Below are 19,936 nucleotides of genomic sequence, written 5' to 3'. Positions count from 1 at the left end.
ATAGGTTTGTCGTAATCAACCCCCTAAGTTGTCGTTATCACTATTCTTAACTTTCAATTTAGTACCGCATCTTTGTATCGTTAAACTAAGAAATCATTCAAATGAGGAACAAAATAACGGTATCTGCGACTATAAATGGAGCCACAAATAAAGTTTGGGATTACTACACCAATCCTGAGCAAATTACAAAATGGAATTTTGCTGACCCAAGCTGGCACTGTCCCATGGCAAGCAACGACATGAAAGTAGGAGGAACATACCTCGCCAGAATGGAAGCTAAAGATGGAAGTTTTGGTTTTGATTTTAAAGCCATTTACGATGACATAAAAATGGGAGAAAGCTTTTCTTATTCTTTTGAAGGTAGAACAGTAGCTGTTGAATTCAAAGATTTAGATAAACAAACGGAAATAATTGTTGTTTTTGACCCCGAAAGTGAAAACCCAATTGAGATGCAAAAGAGTGGTTGGCAAGCGATTCTGAACAATTTTAAAGCTTACACGGAGGCCAATTAATATTTAAATATAAACATCAATTCCTACTTAAGCTTCAAAGGAAACGGCCATAAAGCAATGACATTTTACATGGAATGTTGAAGCAGTGAACTCACGTTTCAAATTATAGGCGAACCTTCTAGGTCAGATAAGATGCCAGCAAAAATGAAAGATAGTATTTTACACGCCACACTTATAAATGAAGGTCTTATAATTATGGCTGCTGATTGTGCGAGAAAAAGGACTTATTCTAGGAAATGCTGGTCTCCATAGTAGTGGCGACGAAGCAATGAAACCTTGTTACACAATACTTTCAGCCGATGGCAAAGCAAACGTCCTTTAGAAGATGCTTTTTGACGACCTTACACAGAAATAACGGCTTACTCAATTACATAAGAACGACTAACAAATGAGAAAAATCATAGTCTTATCCATGATTACATTAGATGGCGTATTGCAGGGTGGTGGTGGACCTGAGGAAGATACTTCCGGCGGTTTCGAATATGGCGGTTGGGTTGCTCCCTATGATGATGAAATTTATGGTAAAGTGGTGGAAAAAGAGTTAGGGCAACCTGCGGCGTATCTTTTGGGTAGAAAAACATTTGAGATTTGGGAAAACTTTTGGCCAGCGAATGCGGGCTTTTGGCCAGGCATCAATGAGGGTACCAAATATGTGATGTCCCAAACAAGGGAAAAGTCGGACTGGAAGAATACGGTTTTTATAAACAGTCTTGCGGATATTGAAAAACTCAAAAAATCAGAAGGTGCTGACATTCAAGTTTGGGGCAGTAGCCAGCTTATTCAACTGTTATTTAAGAATGATCTGGTAGACGAACTTAGACTCAAAATTCACCCGTTAACACTCGGAAAAGGAAAAAAAATATTTGGTGATGGGCCTATCCCAGCAGCATTTAAATTAACGGAGAGTGTGGTGACCACTAAGGGAGTTATTCTTGTGAGTTATGAGCGGGCTGGAAAAGTAAAAACAGGTACAATTGGTTTAAATGAAACGGTTTAAAGTTTTTGAAAGGATGAAAATCATAAGCAAAAATAAAAGACTCGTCAGCCATAGGCCATACATGGCTATTTATGCAACTATTAAAGGAAAATCAGAATAAACTATTTGCTACTTAAAATGGTGGAAGTATTTAAAACAAATGTGGAGCGAAAAAGAGAAGCAAAAATGCTTTTACTTAAGCTGGCTGAGTATTTTCCTACATACAAAATAAATTTTGACTTAGAGGATTGCGATAGAATTTTGAGAGTGGAGGGAAATAATATTTCTACGGAAACCATTAAAGACATTCTAACTTCGAACAGTTATCAATGTGCTGTTTTGGATTGACTCCGAATATAAAGTATACATCATAAGGTATTTGCACAAAAAAACTATTAAAAGTTCCTGACCGCATTTTAGCAAAAATGGATATACGTATCAATTCAGTGGCTCAATTATGTGCTCATGCGTATAGTTTTGGCGAGTATAAAAATCTTTTCTAATAGAATTTAGAGTCGCCGTAGCGGCTTGGGAAAGGAGCATTTTGTTAAAGCCAGAGGCTTTTTATCACCACACCGGTCCTGTCAGAGCAGTATATAGTTTTGAACATCAAACGAACGAGAGTCTCTGAATTATTAAACCGCTTAATACTATCTTCTAGCGGATGCTCCTCCGCCTAGGCCGCTTAGTCCAACTACATAGCCTATCCAATAGAAGAAGCCAGTGTTGTTTTCTGCATAGATTCCTACATCTCTTCCAAATATTTTCCCCAGTATGGCGAAAGGGAAGCATAAACCATGAAGTATACCACCGAAAAAGCCATATTCTTTACTCGAGTGACCTTCTGGGGCACAAGCTAATAGTGAGCACAATAAGATCATTGAAACCGTTAAGATTAAATATTTTTTTCTTTTCATGGCGAAGGTTATTTGGATGGATAATTATTAGGAGTCATTTGGATAGTTTTCACCAAGTTAAAGCAAAGTGTCTTTTTTTTGTGTCTATCATATGGAAATTTATTATTCGGTCAATACAACAAAAAAATCCCACCCAAAAGGGCAGGATTTCTAAGTGTCCCCAAAAAAAGGCCAAACGAATTATTTTTTCTATCCTATTCAGAGGGACTCATCGGCCCTCTCGGCAATGAAATTTCTTCTATTGCAGAAAGAAAACTAACATCTAAGCAGCCAAGCCCTCTATCAACTTCTTAATATCACCTTCCTTATAAATGCTGCGAATGTACTCCTTGTATTTGCTCACAAAACGTTTGTTGTCAATAAGGTTATCGAATAACTCTGTAAGCTTCAAGAATGCTAGTTTATCATCATCTCCGCTACTTGCAGCTTGATGCAATTCCGCTTTAAGGAAATCAATGATTTCTAGTGGTTCATTCTTTTCATTGATGCCTTTGTCGCTATAATAACACCATGCCGCCAAAACAAAGGTGGCAAAATCAATGCTTCCTCCACTTGCTAAATTTTCTTGAAGGGTAGGAATCAAAAACTTAGGAAGCTTGGCAGAACTTTCGGAACAGATTCGCCCTACACTGTCTTTGATATTAGGATTGGCAAAACGCTCTTCCAAGCTGTCTTTGTATTTTTCCAAATCCATGCCGGCTATAGTGCCTAAAACAGGAGTAACCTCTTGGTCCATGTATTGACGCATAAACTTTGCAAATGCCGCATCTTCCATACACACGTTAATGGTAGCATGACCATGTATAGCTCCTGTAATGCCTAAAACTGAATGCCCAGCATTTAAAAGCCGAATCTTCATGGTTTCATACGGGCTCACGTCTGGTACAAACTGAACGCCTACTTTTTCTAGCGGAGGTCTTCCGTTTGCAAATTTATCTTCCACCACCCATTGAATAAACGGCTCACATACTACAGGCCATTCATCTTCTAGATTATAAGTTTCCTTTAGGTAATTTATTTCTGTGGAGGTCGTTACTGGCGTAATTCGGTCTACCATGGTATTTGGAAAACTTACGTTTTCTTCTATCCATGCTGCTAGTTCAGCATCTTGCTTTTGGGCAAAAGCCAATAGCATTTTGGCAGCCATGTCGCCATTATGCTGAATATTATCACAAGATAAAACTGTAAAAGCAGGCAGTCTTGCTTCTTTTCGTTTTTTCAATGCCGCAGTTAGGTAGCCAAAAATAGTTTTAGGCTTATCTGGGTTTTGTATTTCCTGCTGTATATCAGGGTTTTCAAAATCAAATTCACCATTGCTTGGGTTAAAATTATACCCCCCCTCTGTAATGGTCAGTGAAACAATTTTAGTGTCGGCATGGGCCATCTTATCAATCACCAAATTGGGTGTGTCCACAGCCAAAATAAAATCATTCATTGATCCTATGACTTCCGTGTTGACTTCACCGCTAGGGTGCTGCACAATAAGCGTATACAGGTAATCTTGCTTCTTAAGAACTTGGGCTATGTTTCTGTCGCCTTCGCGTAAACCTACGCCACAAATACCCCAATCTAGGGTATTATGTTTTTCCAATAACTGATGGATATAATAGGCTTGGTGAGAACGGTGAAAACCACCAACACCAACATGAACTATGCCTGTTTTAAGTTTTTTCCTGTCATAAGTAGGACAAGAAATTTGAGATGAGAAACTAGCGAGATTTTCTTGATTTAATACCATTTTATTTCTTTCTAAACAAATTTAAACTGTTGTCATTTTACCTCTTTTCATTGCCCAATATGCCGTTATGAAGTAAACCAAGGTGCATATAAAGCCATAGAAGTAGAATATTTCACGATTGGAGATGTATAAACTTTCGTCTTGACTTCCAAATAGCACATTGCCTGCTAAAACTAAAGTGACTGCCAAGGACGTTAAGGCAGTTATGCTCAACACTTTTGAGAAAACGGACTTGTCTTTTATCGTATGAGGCTCATTACTGGCCATATCTTGGTGATAAAGGTCCACGTTTTCATTGAAGGCTTTTTCCTCGGCTACTGCTTCAGGAAACTTTGCTTTGGCTCCATATTTACCCGCCAATAGGGTGTAGACGATGATGGTAAAAATCCAAGTAGGAATAAACAGGTAGTAGAAAGACATCACGTCCAGCATATTCAAACCAAAGCCAAAGATGAGGCCTAGAATCCATGAGGCAATGGCTGGCATACTTTTCGTATAATCCTGATATTTAGACCAATATCTGGTATATCCAATTTTTGGGAAAATTTGATGTTCCGCAAAAACGATACCTCCAACGGGTACTACCAATAATCCTGCGTAGGTTAATAATGGTAAAATTTGGGAAAACACAAATGGAAAACAACCAATGATGACCATGGCTGTACCTACCGCCAATGTGGTGGTTCTTCTAGATCTATTGATAAAAATAGCCTGTGCTGCCAAGCCTGCTCTATAAAGATTGGTGATGGCGGTGGTCCAGCCTGCCACAATCACAATAACGAACCCGGACCAACCTAAAGCATAATAAGCGACATCTCCTGGGTCTAGTTCTAAAATAGATTTTCCTAAAATTACGGCGGCACCAGCACCCATAATTCCAGCGGCTATCCAAGCAACAAAGTGACCAAACATCATTCCTGTGCTTGTGGCTAAGCCGTAGGATTTCTTTTTGGCATAACGCAGCAATGCCATATCTATCAATCCAAAATGGGTAATGGTATTGGCCGCCCAGCCAAAGCCAATAACTTGCATTAATCCTATACCAGGTTCGCCTTGACTATCTACACCTGTCCATATAGATTGGTCTCCGATACTCAATAAGTCGGCCCAACTGCCAGGAAGTGTTTTTCCTAAAACATCTAAAGATAAAGCCGGTAATAAGACCAATGCACCACTGGCAAACATAGTGAAAAGCCATGGGGCACATATACCTGAAAACTCAGTAACGGCATCAAAACCATAAATAGCAACTGCAACTACGAATAAACCCACCAGAATTACGATGAGTACAAACCACACATTGGTAGGATACCAATTTAACTGAGCAGGAATATCAAAAGCGAAGCGAACTGCAGTGGCAGAAACCGTCACCATAGCGGCAGATATTACGGTAAAAATTAAGACGTTGGCCCAATTATAAAGCTTAGACATGGAATTACCCGCAATCTTATTGAGGTAAGTGTAGAGGCTAAGACGTGTATCTACAGCTATAGGAGCAGTAATCAATGTCCAGCTTAATACCGCCAAAACATTACCAATGAGCAAACCCAAGATGATATCCATGGTTTTGGCTCCTAAAGCTACAAACGTGGCCCCTATGACAAATTCTGTGGCAGCTACATGTTCAGCAGCATATAATCCTGCAAAATGTGTCCAATCATGGAGTTTGTGTTTTGGAACAGGCAGCTGTTCCTCGTCTATTTTGTCAAATTCGTGAAAGTTGTTTTTTTCTTTCATAAGCGAGGAGAAATCGTTTTTTTTTAGGTAGAGGTTTGTTTAAAATAGGTTAAGGTCAGAGCGGTAAATTCGTCGGATTCTGTGAAATACTTCATCAAATCGTTTTAAGAATGAGAGGCCAAATAAGACTGAACCTTGATTTTTATGACATAATTATGCGGCCAAGATAGTATTAAAATTAAAAGGAATAGCCATTTAAGTATGAAATAAAGCTTATAAGATGACTTTGTGTACATCATAAACGCTCTTAAATTTTATTATACAGCGACCAACTTGCTTAGGATTACCAATAAGTTTCTAAATGGTAAACGGCTTCAAGGAATTTTTTAGAAGCCACCACTTCTTCTTCATCTGATTTTAATTCTTTCAATACCCCAGCAACTTTTATCTTTCTATTCGGAAGCCTGTTCTCGCCTTTAGCATGTGCAATAAGAAAGCTATCATCAGAGGCATCGTCTCTTAATTCATACACGTCGTACAAATCTATTAATGGAATCATGGAAAAAGTGCTTACTTCTCCAGTAGAAACAGGAACCATTATGAATCCAATAAATTCACTTTTGGATTCGGTTAGTTTTGGGACGCCAGTTATAATGCAGTTGGAGCCTATTCTTCCTTTCGATTGGGCTTCAGAGGGTAGTAATTGGAAGGGCTTGTATTTTAAATAAGTCTGTTTCAGCCCTTCTTCTAGTTTGGAAAGAATGGTGTTTCTTTTTTCTTCATCCAATTTTGAGATGGATATCTCCAAAAACAGAATCATTTGTTGCTTATCATTAAATAGCCCTGCTATTTTTCCGAGTTCAGATTCAGATATGATGCCATCTTCCGCTCTGGTTAAAATGTTGTAAAAACGCCCTCCATTATCCAGCGAAAGAATAGCTTCATCAATGCTTTTATAGGGTACTATTTTTTTCATAGGTTTTTATTCGTCCTTAATATTCGAATAGACCTTATGTTCCATAGCTCTTTATAGACATTCCGTCGGATAAATATGAAGATTACCGGAAGCAACTATTTAATATTTGGTCTTTCTCGGGGGCTAAACTACGAAGAATCCCACCAAAATGGCAGGATTCTTTGAACGAAAAGAGAACTTTTACAGGTCTTATTTTAGATAAGCTTCCACTGCTGTTTTTCTACTTTGGACATGTGCTTTTAAGGTGTTCACCGCCGTACTGAATTCTGAAGAGTTTCTTAAGAAGGTATATCCTTGACGCTCTGTGGTAGCATATGGTTCTAAGAGCGTTTGATACTGGCTATATAAACTTTGTATGGCCGTTGGCTCAAAAGCTCCGTTTATCACCTCTTTCAAGTAGGCATCATATTTAGCTTTGTAAACGTCTTGCTGATATAGATAACCTATAATAGGCCACTGATTAGTGGAAAGGTTTGAAAAATTGAGACTTAAAGAACCTTGTTGGTTTCCGTTTTGAAGAGCCTCGTTATTATCCCAAGGTATCCATGTCAATAAATGATTGTCAGGGTTGTTATATAAATAGTAATTATGCGTCATTCTGCCGTAGGTATCCCAGTTTTGGATGGTGGTGTTAACCGCCAAATATTTCAGGAATACGTCTGTATCAAAAACACTTTCTAGCTTCGTTCTCCAAGCGGCGGCGTTTGATGTTCTTGAGCCGTCGTTTATAATGTCGTAAAGAGCTTTTATGTCTGTAAAGTCAGCCTCGTCCTCGTTGTTTTCTTTCGCTAATTCGCTGATGTCATAAGAACCGCTGGCAAAACTGGCAGCGTCTCCGTCTGGTTCATATAAATTTCCCTTATCAGAAGAAAACTGGTCATCTATCACGGTGTCACCTATTTCTTCCACCATGGTGTAAAGACCGAAGTAGGTAGGACCATCACCATTATCCACATAAACCGCATAGAAGGCCGTATGTGCTCCAGCCAAACCGGCATTTCTGAAAACATCGCCAGCTACTTTCTCTCTCATAAAAGAGCTGTCGTTATAGTTGTTTTTAAGGCTCAATTTCTTGAATCCATTAAAACGCTGATTGTTAATTTGTGGGTATTCGTCCTCAAACTCATCAAAATCCAGTTTGAAAGATAATTTCAGGTTTCCACTTCTCCAGGTAGACTGTAGGCTAGAGTTACCTTTAAATCTAACCCCAACGCGATACCATTCTTTGCCATTATAAAATACTTCGGCAGGTACAAATATCGGATTTTCAATAGATGAGTTTGCTGGTCCGCCGCCACCTCCAGAGCCTCCAAAAGAGCCATATTTACTGGTCATGTCGGTCAACATGCTGTTCCATCTGTTTTTTGTTATAACGATATCGATACGTTGAACTTCGTTGTCATTGAAAACCATGTCGTAGTCTGGGTCACCAGATTTACTGTGGGTTTGGTCGGTCCAGTCGATGGCGTCAAAAGCGGTATCATCAAATACTTCATCCACTACCTCTACATCTGGATCTACCAAGGTTTTGCTTTCTGAGCAAGCCAAAAATACAGTAGAGCCCATGATTAAAAAGACTAGAGGGGCAAAGATGGAGAGCAGGATTTTATTGAACTTCATATTGTTTTTCTTTAATTGATTCGTAGGTTTTCTTTAGATACGCTTGCTATGAAAAACTTGCGGCTTGGCCGAAATATATTTGTTCATACTAAAGCTCTGGTTGAGCCTTGTGGTCTTTGAAAGTAGTCTTGATTAGTTCTTTAAACTTATAACAATGGCTGTTGTTCTTGTTTTTAAAGCAATAGGTTTACCTTCTGAAAGTAGTGGTTTGTTGTGAATTTGGTTTATTATAAGTGTTTTAGATTGCGATATTTAAACGCACCATTTCGAGATGTTTGAACATAATAAGGTTGAGGCTTCTAAAAAATGGGAAGATGATATGCTCGATTTTATTTATAATCTTCATTGCCCCTTAACCACAAAACAAACTGAAAAGATGGGGTTTCCTGTGCTTTTTGGAAACATGTATTTAGGCAGTTTTTTGAATTGATGTTAAAATGATGACCAGATTGGTTATTTTATTAGGCTGTAATAATTTCTATTCTCCTTACGATAGCATAGTTTGTCAAATTAACAATGGTTTATAATCAGGGCTGTTTTGCATATTTAAGATAGGCTATTTTATGTTACACTCCACCATAGCACATGCCTCTGTATTTTGTTCATTTATTTAGCTATATTATTTGAGAATTAATGCTAGGAATTGGAATACGCTTAGGTAAATTGGGTATGTTTTTGAGTTTTTATAAATCAACCCTTTTTGGCTAATTATTGCTTTTGAAACCCGTCTTTCTGGTGAATGGAATTTTAAGCCATTATATTGTGGTATTAACCCTATTGTAACAACTGATGAAAGATATAGAAGATTCTTATGATGCCATTGTCATAGGTTCTGGGATTTCTGGCGGCTGGGCTGCCAAGGAATTATGCGAGAAAGGACTTAAGACATTGGTACTGGAAAGAGGGCGAAATGTGGAGCATTTGAAAGATTACCCCACCGCCACCAAAGCACCCTGGGACTTTAAATATAGAGGAGGTATGAGTAAAGCCTTTGTAGATGAAAATCCCTTAATTACAAAAGCCTCCGGTTTTGGAGCAGATACCGCTCATTTTTTTATTGAGGATGCAGATCATCCCTATGTACAAGAAAAGCCCTTTGATTGGATTAGAGGCTATCAGGTAGGAGGGAAGTCTTTAACGTGGGGGCGAGCATGCCAGCGATGGAGCGATAACGAATTTAAAGCACCGCATAAATATGGGTATGGAATAGAATGGCCCATAGGCTATGAAGATATAGCTCCGTGGTATTCGCATGTAGAGAAATTTGTGGGCGTTTGTGGGCATAAAGACGGTATTGAAGCCATGCCAGATGGTGAGTTTTTGCCTCCCTTTGAATTCAATTGTGTAGAACAACATGTTAGCGATAAAATTAAGGAACATTACCCAGACAGACATTTGGTGCAAGGTCGCTGGGCTCAATTAAGTGAACCTAAGGAAATACATTTAGAGCAAGGACGTGGGAAGTGCCAAGCACGTAATTTATGTATGAGGGGTTGCCCTTACGGAGGGTATTTTAGCTCCGTTTCTTCTACATTACCTTGGGCCGATAAAACAGGAAATTTGACTATTCGCCCATTCTCTGTGGTGCATTCCATCATTTATGACGAAGTCACTGGAAAAGCCTCCGGTGTAAAGGTGATAGATGCTGAAACTAAAGCGGAAATGATTTTCAAAGCTCGCATCATTTTTGTGAATGCATCTGCTCTTAATACCAATTTGATATTACTGAACTCCATCTCAAAACGTTTTCCAAATGGACTGGGGAATGATAATGGTTTATTGGGTAAATTTATTTGTTTCCATATCTATAGAGGGCATTCGGGTGGAAAAATGGAGGGTTTTAAAGATAAATACTATTTCGGAAGAAATCCGTCTGAACCTATTTTAGCCAATTTTAGAAACTTGAAAGAGAAGGATATGGATTTTGTGGGAGGTTATACCACTTTTTCAGGAGCTTATCGCAAAAGAAAAAACAAATTGGACGATAGCCAAGAACAGTTTGGTGCGGCCTATAAAGAGGCATTATCTGAACCAGGCGATTGGCGGGTGTACATGTATATGCAAGGAGAAACCATCCCAAAAGAAACCAATCGCGTTTATCTGAGTAAAGACCAAAAAGACCAATGGGGTATTCCCCTATTAGTGACGGATGTAGATTATGATGAAAACGATGACAAAATGGTAGCGGATTTTCTAATACAAAGCAAAGAAATGCTAGAAAAAGTGGGCTGTACAAACATACATGTAGAAGATAATAAACAACCACCGGGCCTTGATATTCATGAAATGGGTGGCGTAAGAATGGGGAAGAATACCGAAGATTCTTTACTGAATGAATGGAATCAATTGCATTTATGTAAAAATGTTTTCGTGACAGACGGTGCCTGCATGACCAGCACAGGAAACCAAAGCCCTTCGATACTTTACATGGCATTAACGGCCCGAGCAGCTGCTTTTGCAGTAGAAGAATTTAAAAACGGAAATTTATAAAGAATAGAAAATGAATAAAAAAATAGGTATTGGAATTATAGGTTCGCAGTTTATATCCACCATTCATGTGGAATCATTAAAAACGGTGGCTGATGCAGAAATTATAGCGGTGATGTCTCCGACCATAGGAAACGCAAAGGCTTTTGCTGAAAGCCATGGCATACCAAATCACTTTACAAACATCGATGAGCTTTTAGCCATGGATGAAATAGATATGATAGTGATTGGTGCCCCAAATAACTTGCATTGTGATATTACTGTAAAAGCTGCTAAAGCTGGAAAGCATGTGGTGGTAGAGAAACCATTATGCGTAAGCCTGGCTGAAGCTGATATCATGATAGAAGCCTGTAAAAAAGCGGAAGTGAAACTGATGTATGCAGAAGAGCTCTGCTTTACGCCCAAATATGTGAGAATGAAAGCCTTGTTAGATGAAGGTGCACTGGGCAGACCCGTTTTATTAAAGCAGTCTGAAAAGCACGATGGCCCACACGCCGATCATTTTTGGGATGTGGAAAGATCTGGCGGAGGTGTTACTATGGATATGGGATGCCATGCCTTGCAATTCTTTAGATGGCTTAATAAAAACAACCCAGTGAAATCTGTTTATGCTCAAATGAGCACGAGCGTACATACCGATAAAACGATAGGTGACGATAATGCCATTATTATTTTGGAATTTGAGAATGGTGTCATTGGATTAGCAGAAGAAAGTTGGACCAAATTAGGCGGTATGGATGATAAAGCCGAAATCCATGGCTCAGAAGGGGTAGCCTATGCCGATGTGCTGCAGGGAAACTCCATTCAGACTTACAGTACCAAAGGCGTAGAATATGCCGTAGAAAAGGCAGGTAACACGGTAGGCTGGAGTTTTACCATGTACGAAGAGATTTGGAATTACGGTTTTCCTCAGGAGATGGCCCATTTTGTGGACTGCGTAAAAAACGACAAAACCCCTTTAGTGACTGGTGAAGATGGAAAAGCGGTTTTAGAATTGATTTTTGCCGCTTACGAATCGGCTGGAACGAATAAGAAAGTGTTCCTGCCATTTCATACCGATGTTGACAAACCTTATAAACTTTGGAAAAAGAGGGAGGGATAGTAGCCCTAATCTCTTTCCATTCTTTAGCCTATAGCTGTATAAGCTTGGTTTGAACAAAGAAATCCTGCCCAGAAGGGCAGGATTTCAAAAAAATAATAATATCAAACACTTTACATTTAATAGTCCTACATATAACTCTCCACGGCCTTGTCTGCCTCATTAAACGGCTGGCTATAAAGACGTTTTCCTGTGGCTGCAGCTATGGCATTGGCTATGGCTCCGCCTGTAGGTGGTAGAGCGGGTTCGCCCAGTCCTGTAGGTGATTTTCCATTGTCCACAAAAAACGCTTCCACTTCAGGAATTTCGTTCATTCTAATAAGCCTATAGGTGTCATAATTCTTTTGGTCTGGCTCACCTTTGGTGAAACTGAGTTTTCCATACATGGCATGGCCTATTCCATCCACTATGGCACCGTATATCTGGTTTTGTGCCCCAGACTGATTGATAACTATACCACAATCTGTCACGGCATAAACTTTGGTGAGCGTTGGTTTTCCTTTTACCGTTTTCATCTCTGCTACCTGTGCGACATAGGAGTTATGTGAGAAATACACACTAAAGCCTTGAGAAACACCTTTTTTCTTTCCCCATTGAGATTTCTCTGCCGCCATTTCTATGGCTACTTTGAATCTTTCTGGTTCATAGGTGATTTGACCCACGGGGTCTTTTATAACTCTATCTAGTAGCTCTAATCTCATTTTTACAGGGTCTTTTCCAAGCGAGGTAGCCACTTCGTCTAAGAAAGATTGTTCTGCGTAAGCTAAAAAGTTAGTGATAGGTGCTCTCCACGGTCCTGTGGTAATGGGCGATTTATAATCTACAGATTCAATCAATAAATTGTCAATGGCACCGGCCGGGAAGTTGTCTTGACGGGTACAGTTTCCGGTGTTCATACCTACGCCTTTTAAAGCATACCCCGTTATTTTGCCATCTTTTATGGCGGCTTTAAATCTATACCTTACGGCTGGTCTGTAATATCCACCTGTAATGTCATCTTCTTTAGTCCAAGTCACTTTTACTGGCATTTTAATAATGCTAGAAAGATGTGCTGCTTCTACAGCGTAGCCATCGTCTAGTCTACGACCAAAACCACCACCCATTTTCGTGAGTTCTAAAGAGATTTTTTCCTGAGGAATGTCTAAAAGTTTTGAGATAGAACCTACCGCTCTTCCAGGTGTTTGGGTTGGACCAGCCAGTTCCACCGTACCATCGGCTTTTACGTTGGCGTAAAAATTCATAGGCTCCATAGGGCTGTGTGACAGAAACGGGCATTGGTATTCCTTTTCTATGACTTTATCAGCTGCCGCAAAAGCTGCTTCTGGGTCGCCATTTTTTCGCATCACAGAGCCACTATTAGGATCTTTCATCTGAGCAGTGAAAATACGATTATGGTCGGCTGAGCTTTCTAGATCGCCATCTTGTTCGTAGTTAATGACCACTTTTTTACGAGCCTGCATGATCTCCCAAGTGGTTTTTCCTACAATGGCCACGTTATTATTAAAAGAAACCACGTCTATAATGCCGGGCATTTTTAGAGCTTCCGTGGCATCAAAGGATTTCAGTTTAAGACCAAAGGCGGTTGGTCGCTGTATTTGAGCATTCACCATGCCTTCCTTTTTGAAATCTATGCCATAAAGCGGTTTTCCTACCAACAAGTCGGCGTTGTCTACTCCGGCATGCCAGCCACCTATTTGTTTGTAATCTTTGGCATCTCTTAAAGGAACATCTTTAGGTGGTGTTAGTTTTGTGGCATCTTCTACCAGATCACCGTAGCTTAATCTTTTTCCGTATTCGCTTATTACAAAACCATTTTCGGTTTTCAAGGTGCTACTTGCTAGGCCCCATTTATTGGCTGCAGCTTCTTTAAGAAGTTCTCTGGCGGTGGCACCCGCAGTTCTTAATCTATCCCAAGAGTGTTTGATGGCACCACTACCACCTGTAAGTTGGCGGTCAAATTTATCGGAGAAGTTGGCTTGTACCACCTCTACGGTTTTAAAATCAACATCTAATTCTTCTGCCACTATCACAGGAAAGGCAGTTTTTATGCCCTGTCCAATCTCAGGATTGGGTGAATAGATGGTGATTTTGCCGTTTGGAGCTATGCTCAAAAAAGCATTAAACTCCTGTCCTATGGCGGATGGACTAACCACCTCTGCCGCAATGGCTTTATTTATCGTGTTAAATCCTATCACCAGCCCTCCAGTAAGAATAGAGGCCGACTTCAGGAAATCTCTTCTTGTATTTTTGTTGTTCATTTTTCTGTTTTTTGCCTGCCTTTCAGCAGAGATAAAAATTGGAATTAGATGCTTTCGTTCAACTGCTGACTTGGAGTACTTCCGTCAACGGAAATTCTTTAACTGAGACTTTCTGTCTGCAAACAAGGACTCGGAGTCAGGATCTCGAAGCGGTAGTACTCGAACTAGTAGCCGAGGTACTCGACGCTACATTTTACTCCCAGCCAATTTCACAGCTTTATGAATTCTGTGATAGGTTCCGCATCTGCAGATATGTGCAGACATGGTCGCTTCAATTTCTTCATCGCTTGGTTTTTTATTATCTCTTAAAAGAGCAGAAGCGGTCATCATCTGACCAGCTTGGCAATAGCCACATTGCGGTACATCTAACTCGTTCCATGCTTCCTGAACAGGGTGATCTCCGTTTTCTGAAAGTCCTTCTATAGTGGTGATTTCTGCATCTGCCACAGCAGATATTGGCATCACACAGGAGCGAATGGGGTTGCCGTCCATATGCACGGTACAAGCTCCGCATTGAGCAATGCCGCATCCGTATTTCGTGCCTACTAGGTTGGCGTGTTCACGCAAATACCATAGTAAGGGAGTGCTAGGGTCAATTTCCGTTTGATAGCTTTGACCGTTAATTTTTAGTTTTATTTCTGCCATATGACATTTAAAGGATTGAGATGGTAATACAATTTACACGGTTTAAAATTGAATGCAAAAAATTAGCCGAGCATACTTAAGATTAAAAGACTTAAGCCTAAGGATGAAACTGGCCTAGGTGTAGCTATTATAGAAACGTTTTAAGAGAAAATGTTGCATCGCTGGCTATAAGTCAATTTCACCTCCAACAGGTAAGCCACTAGGTACCTTCACAGGTACTTCTTTGTCAAAATTTGGGTCGTTAAGTGCGTTCAAAAAGGAAATAATAGGAGCCATGTCTTTCACTTTTATTCTTAAATTACCTACTAAGGTGTCCATTTGGGCTTGTCCTACTTTTTCATGTGTTTCTTTACCGTCGGCTATGTCTTCATAGAATTCTAAAACATCTTTTAAATTACTGAAACTGCCATTATGCATATAAGGAGCGGTGAATCTCAGGTTTCTTAAAGTAGCGGTTCGGAAAGCATAGGTGCTGTCAATGCCACTGTCAAAAGCTATAAGTTTCTCGTTTTTGGGTATTCCCAAGGTATGGGCTTTAAAGTCTGAGAACATGGGGCCATTGTGGCAGTTGCCGCATCCCACCTCTTTAAAGGTTTCAAATCCCTCTTTCTCTGAAAGGGAAATGGCATTTGGGTCGCCACGCATAAATTGGTCAAATCTGGAATTGGTAGCTACCAGGGTTCTTTCAAAAGCCGCGATCGCCTTACCAATGTTTTTTTCTGTAATGGGGTCAGGCTCATCAAAAGCTGCTTTGAATAACGAAGTATATGCTGGAATACGATTCAGTCGTTTTACTATTTCTACTAAGATTCCATCTTCCGAAAAATGAATGCCTCGCATTTCTTCATAGGTTTTGATGGGAAGTATAGCTTGCTCTTCTAAACTCTTTGACCTTAAATCCCAAAACATAGGAGCCTCTTCTGGCAAGTAATAGTTTTTTGTATTGATACCATTATAGGCCGTGTTAAGTATGGTATGAGCATTCCTTTTTACGAAAGGTATAGTATTTGGCTGCTTAAAAGTACGTTTACTGCCAAAACCCTTGCCGTTTACGCCTATAGATAGATCTCTAAATTCCGCATAACCATTTTGAGGATGGTGGCATGTGGCACAAGCCACGTCTTTATCTCCAGATAAAATAGGGTCATAAAAAAGGAGTTTTCCCAATGCTATCTTTTCAGGAGTGCTATGGTTGTTTTTAGGGTCGATGATTTCCTGGGGCAAAGCATTAAAAACATTAAGACTATTAAGCAATTCCTTTTGGCGGAGCTTTTCCACTTTTATGGATTTTTCTTCAGCCTTACTGTTAGAGCACTGAGAGAACAGCATGAGACCCAGAAAGAATATAATGACATTTTTTAGAATCACTGTTCAGAAATACATAGGGCTTTAGAAATCTATGGCAATATAACGTTTACCAATTTTCTTTTAAAATAAAATTGATGGTTTCATAGAAGGAGGTTTTGCCTTGGATCAAAACATATGACCGACCACATGTAGCTTAAACTAGCCAGCGAAATGCTAAGTTTTTCCTAAGTAAACCCATAATTTTTATAAAATCGTCTTTCATAAACGATGGAATTTTATCTATATTTAATCAGTATATGGAGCGGAAACCATAAAAAACGGGAGTATTCGAAAATCCAAAAGAGTAGAAACCCTAACCTCATATTTTATGGAAATTCAAATCAATTGGCTAGCGATTTTGCTCGCTGTAGTTGCAAATTTTTTTCTTGGTTTCTTATGGTATACACCTCTTTTTGGTAAAGCTTGGGCCAAAGAAATGGGTATGGATATGTCTCAAAAACCAGACCCCAAAGTCATGTTTAAAGGTATGGCTTTTATGGTGATAGGAAACTTCCTTTTGGCCTATGTTCTTTCACACAATATAGCCGCTTGGGGTTATGTACCAGGTATGGCAGAAATGGGCAAGTTTCCAAGTCTACTAAACACCGCCATTTTTACATGTTTGGGCTTTTATGTGCCTTATCATTTAGGAGCTATAGTTTGGGAAAACCGTTCTTGGAAGTTGTTTTTCATTAATGTAGGTTACTCCTTAGTGTCTTTATTCCTGGTAGCAGGTATTATTATTTATATGAATTGAGGAAATGTAATTTAACTTAAGAGAATTTGAGGGTATTGGAGCCCTCAAATTTATTTAATCTTGAGCATCATTGATGCAATTCCTGCCGATAAGCCGGTACTACGTTTATAGTAGGCAGCTCTGAACTCTATGGCGTTCAAATGCTTTATTCCCAATACGCCCCCAGGAGTAGATTTTCTAAAACCTAAACCCATATAGTGGCTATCAAAACCTGAAATGTCATAATCGCTGCTGTGATAAATACTGTTGGCATCGGCTACTCCATATGGAATGAAATAATCTATAGCAGTCTGTCTATTAAATCTATAGAATGGGCTAATAGATGTGAATGGCGTTATTTTAATAGGTATTTCTAGACTGGCTGTATGGCCTTTCATGCCCCAGTCGTCCGTATAGTATCTGTAAAATCCTCTAAGGATAGTATTATCACCAATAAAATAGCTACCTCTTACTCCTATAGGTAATTTAAGTCGCTGGCTTGGTAGTTTTTCCGTGGAGAGTGAGCCATCTGAGAAATATACACGATGGAAAGGTGTGCTCAATAGGCCATCTTGGAAAGAGGGGTCTATCATTAATAGAACTTGTAAGTTTTTATTGATCACTTGCGATAAGGTGACACCCAGGTTATAAGAGTTTCTTGGCGATTTGCCATTGTCATCTCTATTGTTGGTTCTTAATTCATAGGGTAAAATAAGCGTCCATTGGTCAAAAAATGCTCCCGCTTTAATGCTTATTTCAGTGTTTTTATCTTTAGAAAGTTTAGAGATTCCAGCATTAAATCCAATGGAAGTATAGTCGTATTCATAGGAACCAGAAACCCCAATACTTTTAGTGATTCCTGAGTTTGGATTATTTTGAGAATAGGTTAACGAAGGGTAAATGTGAAGGTCTGATCTAGAAGCCCCAGAATTAGTGACAGGGTCAATGTTATCAGACGAAGCCGAAGTATAAGCATCTACATTTAAGACACCATTCAAAGAATGTATTCTATCCTTTTTGTCTTTTAATGAAAGCGTAACGTCCAGTGAGTTTCCTACGTTTAAAAGTGCTTCCGTACCGATTCCGCCAGTAACTGCAGCGTGGTTACCATTCTGTTGGTAATAACTGGTTACAAAATTTATTTCTTCTAATTTTAGATTTTTAACGATGTAGTTCTTATTAGAATTTTCTTTGAATTTCTTCAAAGTCTGTCCTTGAGCTCCTAAATAGAGGCTAAAATATAAGCCGATTGCGATGAGTAGTTTTTTCATTTTTTGAAAAGGTTTTTAAAGGATCTGATAACTTTAGTAAGTCCATGCTTTATTATTGAGTTACTAGTTACAACCGCATCCTCCACCGCTTTTTCCGCCATTAGCACCCGCGGGTCCTTCTCTATAGAGATAAAAACTCTGCTCAAATTTTTCTGACTTTCTACTTGATAATATCATTTCGGCATCATTGATTTTTCCTTTTTGATATTCTTTTACAGATACACATGATGTTCCCAGCAATGCCAATGTCACAATGCCTAATAATGGTTTGATTTTCATTTTAATGGTTTTTAAAGGTGATTAGAGCTTATGCTATTTTGAGTTTTTTAGAAGTGAAAACGTTGTTTTCACTATCAATAATGATACATTCTAATTGGTTAATTTGATTTATTAAATTAAGCCCAGTTTCCACGCCCATAACCATTATTGGTGTCGCCATGGCATCTGCCAGTTCGGCGTTGGGTCCAATGACAGAAACACTCTTAATTCCGGTTACAGGAAGTCCAATTTTTGGGTCTATGGTATGCGAATACCGTTTGCCATCAATTATGGCATATTTTTCATAATCGCCAGAAGTGGAAATAGCCAAGTCAGTAATATTTAAAGTACCAATAGTGTCCTCTCTATTGTCAGGATTACTAAGTCCAATATTCCATAAGTTTCCGTCAGCTTGCTTTCCCCATGTTACTAAATCTCCAGAGGCATTCACATAGCCCGACTTTATAGCAGATGATTTGAGCAGTTTTTTTGCCATATCTGCGGCATATCCTTTGCCGATTCCTCCAAAACCTATTCGCATACCCTCTTCTTTTAGGAAAACAGTTTTTTCAAAATGATTTAATTCAATATTTCGAAAATTGATTTTTCTAACCATGCTTAAGGCTGTGCTTTCACTTGGAAGTTTTTTCATGGTCGTGTCAAAATTCCAAAGTGATTTATCCAAACCTCCATAAGTAATGTCAAAGGCTCCTTGCGTTAGCTCAGAAATTTTTATGGAACGAGCAATTAAGTCAAAGACTTCAGAGGCGACTTTAACTGGTGTTAAACCAGCGTTTTTATTGATTAAGTTTGTCTGAGAATTTTCTTTGAAAGTTGTAAACAGGTTTTCAATTCTTTTGACTTCGGCAACTGCTCCTTGAAGTAACTTTTGAGCCGTTTTTGGGTCTTCCTCAACCACACAAAACTCGAAGCGATTTCCCATCAGCTTTTCAACTAAGACATGATGGTTGGTCTTATTCATGGCTACTGGCTATAATTTCGGCTAAGAATTCCTCATTTTTACCATTAAATCCGTTCCAGGATTTTATAACATTACCGTTAGCATCTATCAAAACAGTAAATGGGAAATTGCCATCGGAATTATATTTATCAGCAAGGGCTTCATTTGTTTTAAGATCTTCATCTGGTAATTTATTCTTTTTAAGCCTTGGGAAATCTGCCCTTAAAAGAATCAGCCTTTCGGATGCAAAAGCGTTGAATTCAGGAGAGCTGAAAACTTGCTTTTTTAACATGATGCAAGGAGCACACCAGTCGGAACCAGAGAAATTTAAAAGAATTAGTTTGTTTTCAGTTTGAGCTTTTTCTTTGGCAAGTTCTAAATTGTTATCCCAGTCAGAACTTGGGAATATAAGACTCATGAATAGGAAAAGTGACAGAAGGGTTTTCATTTTATAGAAT

The 19,936-nt window shown here is 39.1% G+C and carries 18 protein-coding genes; 6 read left to right on the top strand and 12 right to left on the bottom strand.

Annotation, left to right across the window (positions count from 1 at the left end; translation table 11 throughout):
- Positions 1-101: 101 nt before the first annotated feature.
- The 3 genes from ACSBFT_RS11525 to ACSBFT_RS11515 all read left to right on the top strand — a co-directional run bounded on the left by ACSBFT_RS11525 (position 102) and on the right by ACSBFT_RS11515 (position 1,836).
- Positions 102-512, top strand: coding sequence for an SRPBCC domain-containing protein (locus ACSBFT_RS11525; RefSeq protein ID WP_489604732.1), 411 nt, complete (start codon positions 102-104; stop codon positions 510-512).
- A 388-nt stretch (positions 513-900) separates the two neighbouring features.
- On the top strand, positions 901-1,509 hold the full coding sequence (locus tag ACSBFT_RS11520) for a dihydrofolate reductase family protein (protein WP_489604731.1): 609 nt from the start codon (positions 901-903) through the stop codon (positions 1,507-1,509).
- Between the two features lie 117 nt (positions 1,510-1,626).
- Entirely contained in the window at positions 1,627-1,836 is a 210-nt protein-coding gene (locus tag ACSBFT_RS11515) for a hypothetical protein (protein ID WP_463047989.1), read from the top strand.
- 302 nt (positions 1,837-2,138) lie between these two features.
- Here the strand turns inward: ACSBFT_RS11515 and ACSBFT_RS11510 are convergent, their stop codons facing one another.
- The 5 genes from ACSBFT_RS11510 to ACSBFT_RS11490 form a co-directional block, all read right to left on the bottom strand.
- The gene (locus ACSBFT_RS11510) at positions 2,139-2,405 is read right to left on the bottom strand and encodes a hypothetical protein (protein WP_489604730.1); all 267 of its coding nucleotides are present in this window, start codon (positions 2,403-2,405) and stop codon (positions 2,139-2,141) included.
- Between the two features lie 262 nt (positions 2,406-2,667).
- Complete coding sequence (locus ACSBFT_RS11505) at positions 2,668-4,143, bottom strand: mannitol dehydrogenase family protein (protein WP_489604729.1); 1,476 nt, start codon at positions 4,141-4,143, stop codon at positions 2,668-2,670.
- A gap of 21 nt (positions 4,144-4,164) precedes the next feature.
- Positions 4,165-5,880: a purine-cytosine permease family protein gene (locus ACSBFT_RS11500; protein WP_463047992.1), complete on the bottom strand. Its 1,716-nt coding sequence runs from the start codon at positions 5,878-5,880 to the stop codon at positions 4,165-4,167.
- A gap of 283 nt (positions 5,881-6,163) precedes the next feature.
- Positions 6,164-6,796, bottom strand: coding sequence for a hypothetical protein (locus ACSBFT_RS11495; RefSeq protein ID WP_489604728.1), 633 nt, complete (start codon positions 6,794-6,796; stop codon positions 6,164-6,166).
- Between the two features lie 189 nt (positions 6,797-6,985).
- Positions 6,986-8,416 (bottom strand): CotH kinase family protein, encoded by a 1,431-nt coding sequence (locus ACSBFT_RS11490; protein ID WP_489604727.1) that lies wholly within the window; start codon positions 8,414-8,416, stop codon positions 6,986-6,988.
- A gap of 789 nt (positions 8,417-9,205) precedes the next feature.
- On the opposite strand from ACSBFT_RS11490, the gene ACSBFT_RS11485 reads away from it, so the two are divergent.
- Together ACSBFT_RS11485 and ACSBFT_RS11480 are read left to right on the top strand one after the other, a co-directional pair.
- Positions 9,206-10,906: a GMC oxidoreductase gene (locus ACSBFT_RS11485; RefSeq protein ID WP_489604726.1), complete on the top strand. Its 1,701-nt coding sequence runs from the start codon at positions 9,206-9,208 to the stop codon at positions 10,904-10,906.
- A 10-nt stretch (positions 10,907-10,916) separates the two neighbouring features.
- Positions 10,917-12,005 carry a Gfo/Idh/MocA family protein gene (locus ACSBFT_RS11480; protein ID WP_489604725.1) on the top strand — a complete coding sequence of 363 codons (1,089 nt, stop codon included), beginning with the start codon at positions 10,917-10,919 and terminating at the stop codon, positions 12,003-12,005.
- A gap of 125 nt (positions 12,006-12,130) precedes the next feature.
- Here ACSBFT_RS11480 and ACSBFT_RS11475 read toward each other — a convergent pair whose 3' ends face one another.
- The 3 genes from ACSBFT_RS11475 to ACSBFT_RS11465 form a co-directional block, all read right to left on the bottom strand.
- The gene (locus ACSBFT_RS11475; RefSeq protein WP_489604724.1) at positions 12,131-14,260 is read right to left on the bottom strand and encodes a xanthine dehydrogenase family protein molybdopterin-binding subunit; all 2,130 of its coding nucleotides are present in this window, start codon (positions 14,258-14,260) and stop codon (positions 12,131-12,133) included.
- Positions 14,261-14,446: 186 nt separating this feature from the next.
- Positions 14,447-14,905 (bottom strand): (2Fe-2S)-binding protein, encoded by a 459-nt coding sequence (locus ACSBFT_RS11470; protein WP_489604723.1) that lies wholly within the window; start codon positions 14,903-14,905, stop codon positions 14,447-14,449.
- Between the two features lie 165 nt (positions 14,906-15,070).
- A complete protein-coding gene (locus tag ACSBFT_RS11465; RefSeq protein ID WP_489604722.1) occupies positions 15,071-16,183 on the bottom strand; it encodes a cytochrome-c peroxidase in 1,113 nt (370 codons plus the stop codon).
- Between the two features lie 397 nt (positions 16,184-16,580).
- Here ACSBFT_RS11465 and ACSBFT_RS11460 point away from each other — a divergent pair, with 397 nt between their 5' ends.
- Positions 16,581-17,009 carry a DUF1761 domain-containing protein gene (locus ACSBFT_RS11460; RefSeq protein WP_489604721.1) on the top strand — a complete coding sequence of 143 codons (429 nt, stop codon included), beginning with the start codon at positions 16,581-16,583 and terminating at the stop codon, positions 17,007-17,009.
- 50 nt (positions 17,010-17,059) lie between these two features.
- Here ACSBFT_RS11460 and ACSBFT_RS11455 read toward each other — a convergent pair whose 3' ends face one another.
- The 4 genes from ACSBFT_RS11455 to ACSBFT_RS11440 all read right to left on the bottom strand — a co-directional run bounded on the left by ACSBFT_RS11455 (position 17,060) and on the right by ACSBFT_RS11440 (position 19,926).
- On the bottom strand, positions 17,060-18,259 hold the full coding sequence (locus ACSBFT_RS11455) for a DUF3570 domain-containing protein (RefSeq protein ID WP_489604720.1): 1,200 nt from the start codon (positions 18,257-18,259) through the stop codon (positions 17,060-17,062).
- Positions 18,260-18,322: 63 nt separating this feature from the next.
- Positions 18,323-18,538: a DUF4266 domain-containing protein gene (locus ACSBFT_RS11450; RefSeq protein WP_489604719.1), complete on the bottom strand. Its 216-nt coding sequence runs from the start codon at positions 18,536-18,538 to the stop codon at positions 18,323-18,325.
- A gap of 28 nt (positions 18,539-18,566) precedes the next feature.
- Positions 18,567-19,499, bottom strand: coding sequence for an FAD:protein FMN transferase (locus ACSBFT_RS11445; RefSeq protein WP_489604718.1), 933 nt, complete (start codon positions 19,497-19,499; stop codon positions 18,567-18,569).
- Positions 19,492-19,926, bottom strand: coding sequence for a thioredoxin family protein (locus tag ACSBFT_RS11440; protein WP_489604717.1), 435 nt, complete (start codon positions 19,924-19,926; stop codon positions 19,492-19,494). Before ACSBFT_RS11440 ends, ACSBFT_RS11445 begins: the two co-directional genes overlap by 8 nt.
- Positions 19,927-19,936: the final 10 nt, after the last annotated feature.

It is taken from the genome of Arcticibacterium sp. SM2516 (genome assembly GCF_057914865.1).
Note: the sequence above shows the minus strand (reverse complement) of the source record. Positions and strands in the feature narration are given on the sequence as shown.

Excerpts from the sequence above, each read along its gene's own strand:
- ACSBFT_RS11525 (WP_489604732.1), top strand. The coding sequence starts at position 102 with ATGAGGAACAAAATAACGGTATCTGCGACTATAAATGGAGCCACAAAT.
- ACSBFT_RS11520 (WP_489604731.1), top strand. The coding sequence starts at position 901 with ATGAGAAAAATCATAGTCTTATCCATGATTACATTAGATGGCGTATTG.
- ACSBFT_RS11515 (WP_463047989.1), top strand. The coding sequence starts at position 1,627 with ATGGTGGAAGTATTTAAAACAAATGTGGAGCGAAAAAGAGAAGCAAAA.
- ACSBFT_RS11510 (WP_489604730.1), bottom strand. The coding sequence starts at position 2,405 with ATGAAAAGAAAAAAATATTTAATCTTAACGGTTTCAATGATCTTATTG.
- ACSBFT_RS11505 (WP_489604729.1), bottom strand. The coding sequence starts at position 4,143 with ATGGTATTAAATCAAGAAAATCTCGCTAGTTTCTCATCTCAAATTTCT.
- ACSBFT_RS11500 (WP_463047992.1), bottom strand. The coding sequence starts at position 5,880 with ATGAAAGAAAAAAACAACTTTCACGAATTTGACAAAATAGACGAGGAA.
- ACSBFT_RS11495 (WP_489604728.1), bottom strand. The coding sequence starts at position 6,796 with ATGAAAAAAATAGTACCCTATAAAAGCATTGATGAAGCTATTCTTTCG.
- ACSBFT_RS11490 (WP_489604727.1), bottom strand. The coding sequence starts at position 8,416 with ATGAAGTTCAATAAAATCCTGCTCTCCATCTTTGCCCCTCTAGTCTTT.
- ACSBFT_RS11485 (WP_489604726.1), top strand. The coding sequence starts at position 9,206 with ATGAAAGATATAGAAGATTCTTATGATGCCATTGTCATAGGTTCTGGG.
- ACSBFT_RS11480 (WP_489604725.1), top strand. The coding sequence starts at position 10,917 with ATGAATAAAAAAATAGGTATTGGAATTATAGGTTCGCAGTTTATATCC.
- ACSBFT_RS11475 (WP_489604724.1), bottom strand. The coding sequence starts at position 14,260 with ATGAACAACAAAAATACAAGAAGAGATTTCCTGAAGTCGGCCTCTATT.
- ACSBFT_RS11470 (WP_489604723.1), bottom strand. The coding sequence starts at position 14,905 with ATGGCAGAAATAAAACTAAAAATTAACGGTCAAAGCTATCAAACGGAA.
- ACSBFT_RS11460 (WP_489604721.1), top strand. The coding sequence starts at position 16,581 with ATGGAAATTCAAATCAATTGGCTAGCGATTTTGCTCGCTGTAGTTGCA.
- ACSBFT_RS11455 (WP_489604720.1), bottom strand. The coding sequence starts at position 18,259 with ATGAAAAAACTACTCATCGCAATCGGCTTATATTTTAGCCTCTATTTA.
- ACSBFT_RS11450 (WP_489604719.1), bottom strand. The coding sequence starts at position 18,538 with ATGAAAATCAAACCATTATTAGGCATTGTGACATTGGCATTGCTGGGA.
- ACSBFT_RS11445 (WP_489604718.1), bottom strand. The coding sequence starts at position 19,499 with ATGAATAAGACCAACCATCATGTCTTAGTTGAAAAGCTGATGGGAAAT.
- ACSBFT_RS11440 (WP_489604717.1), bottom strand. The coding sequence starts at position 19,926 with ATGAAAACCCTTCTGTCACTTTTCCTATTCATGAGTCTTATATTCCCA.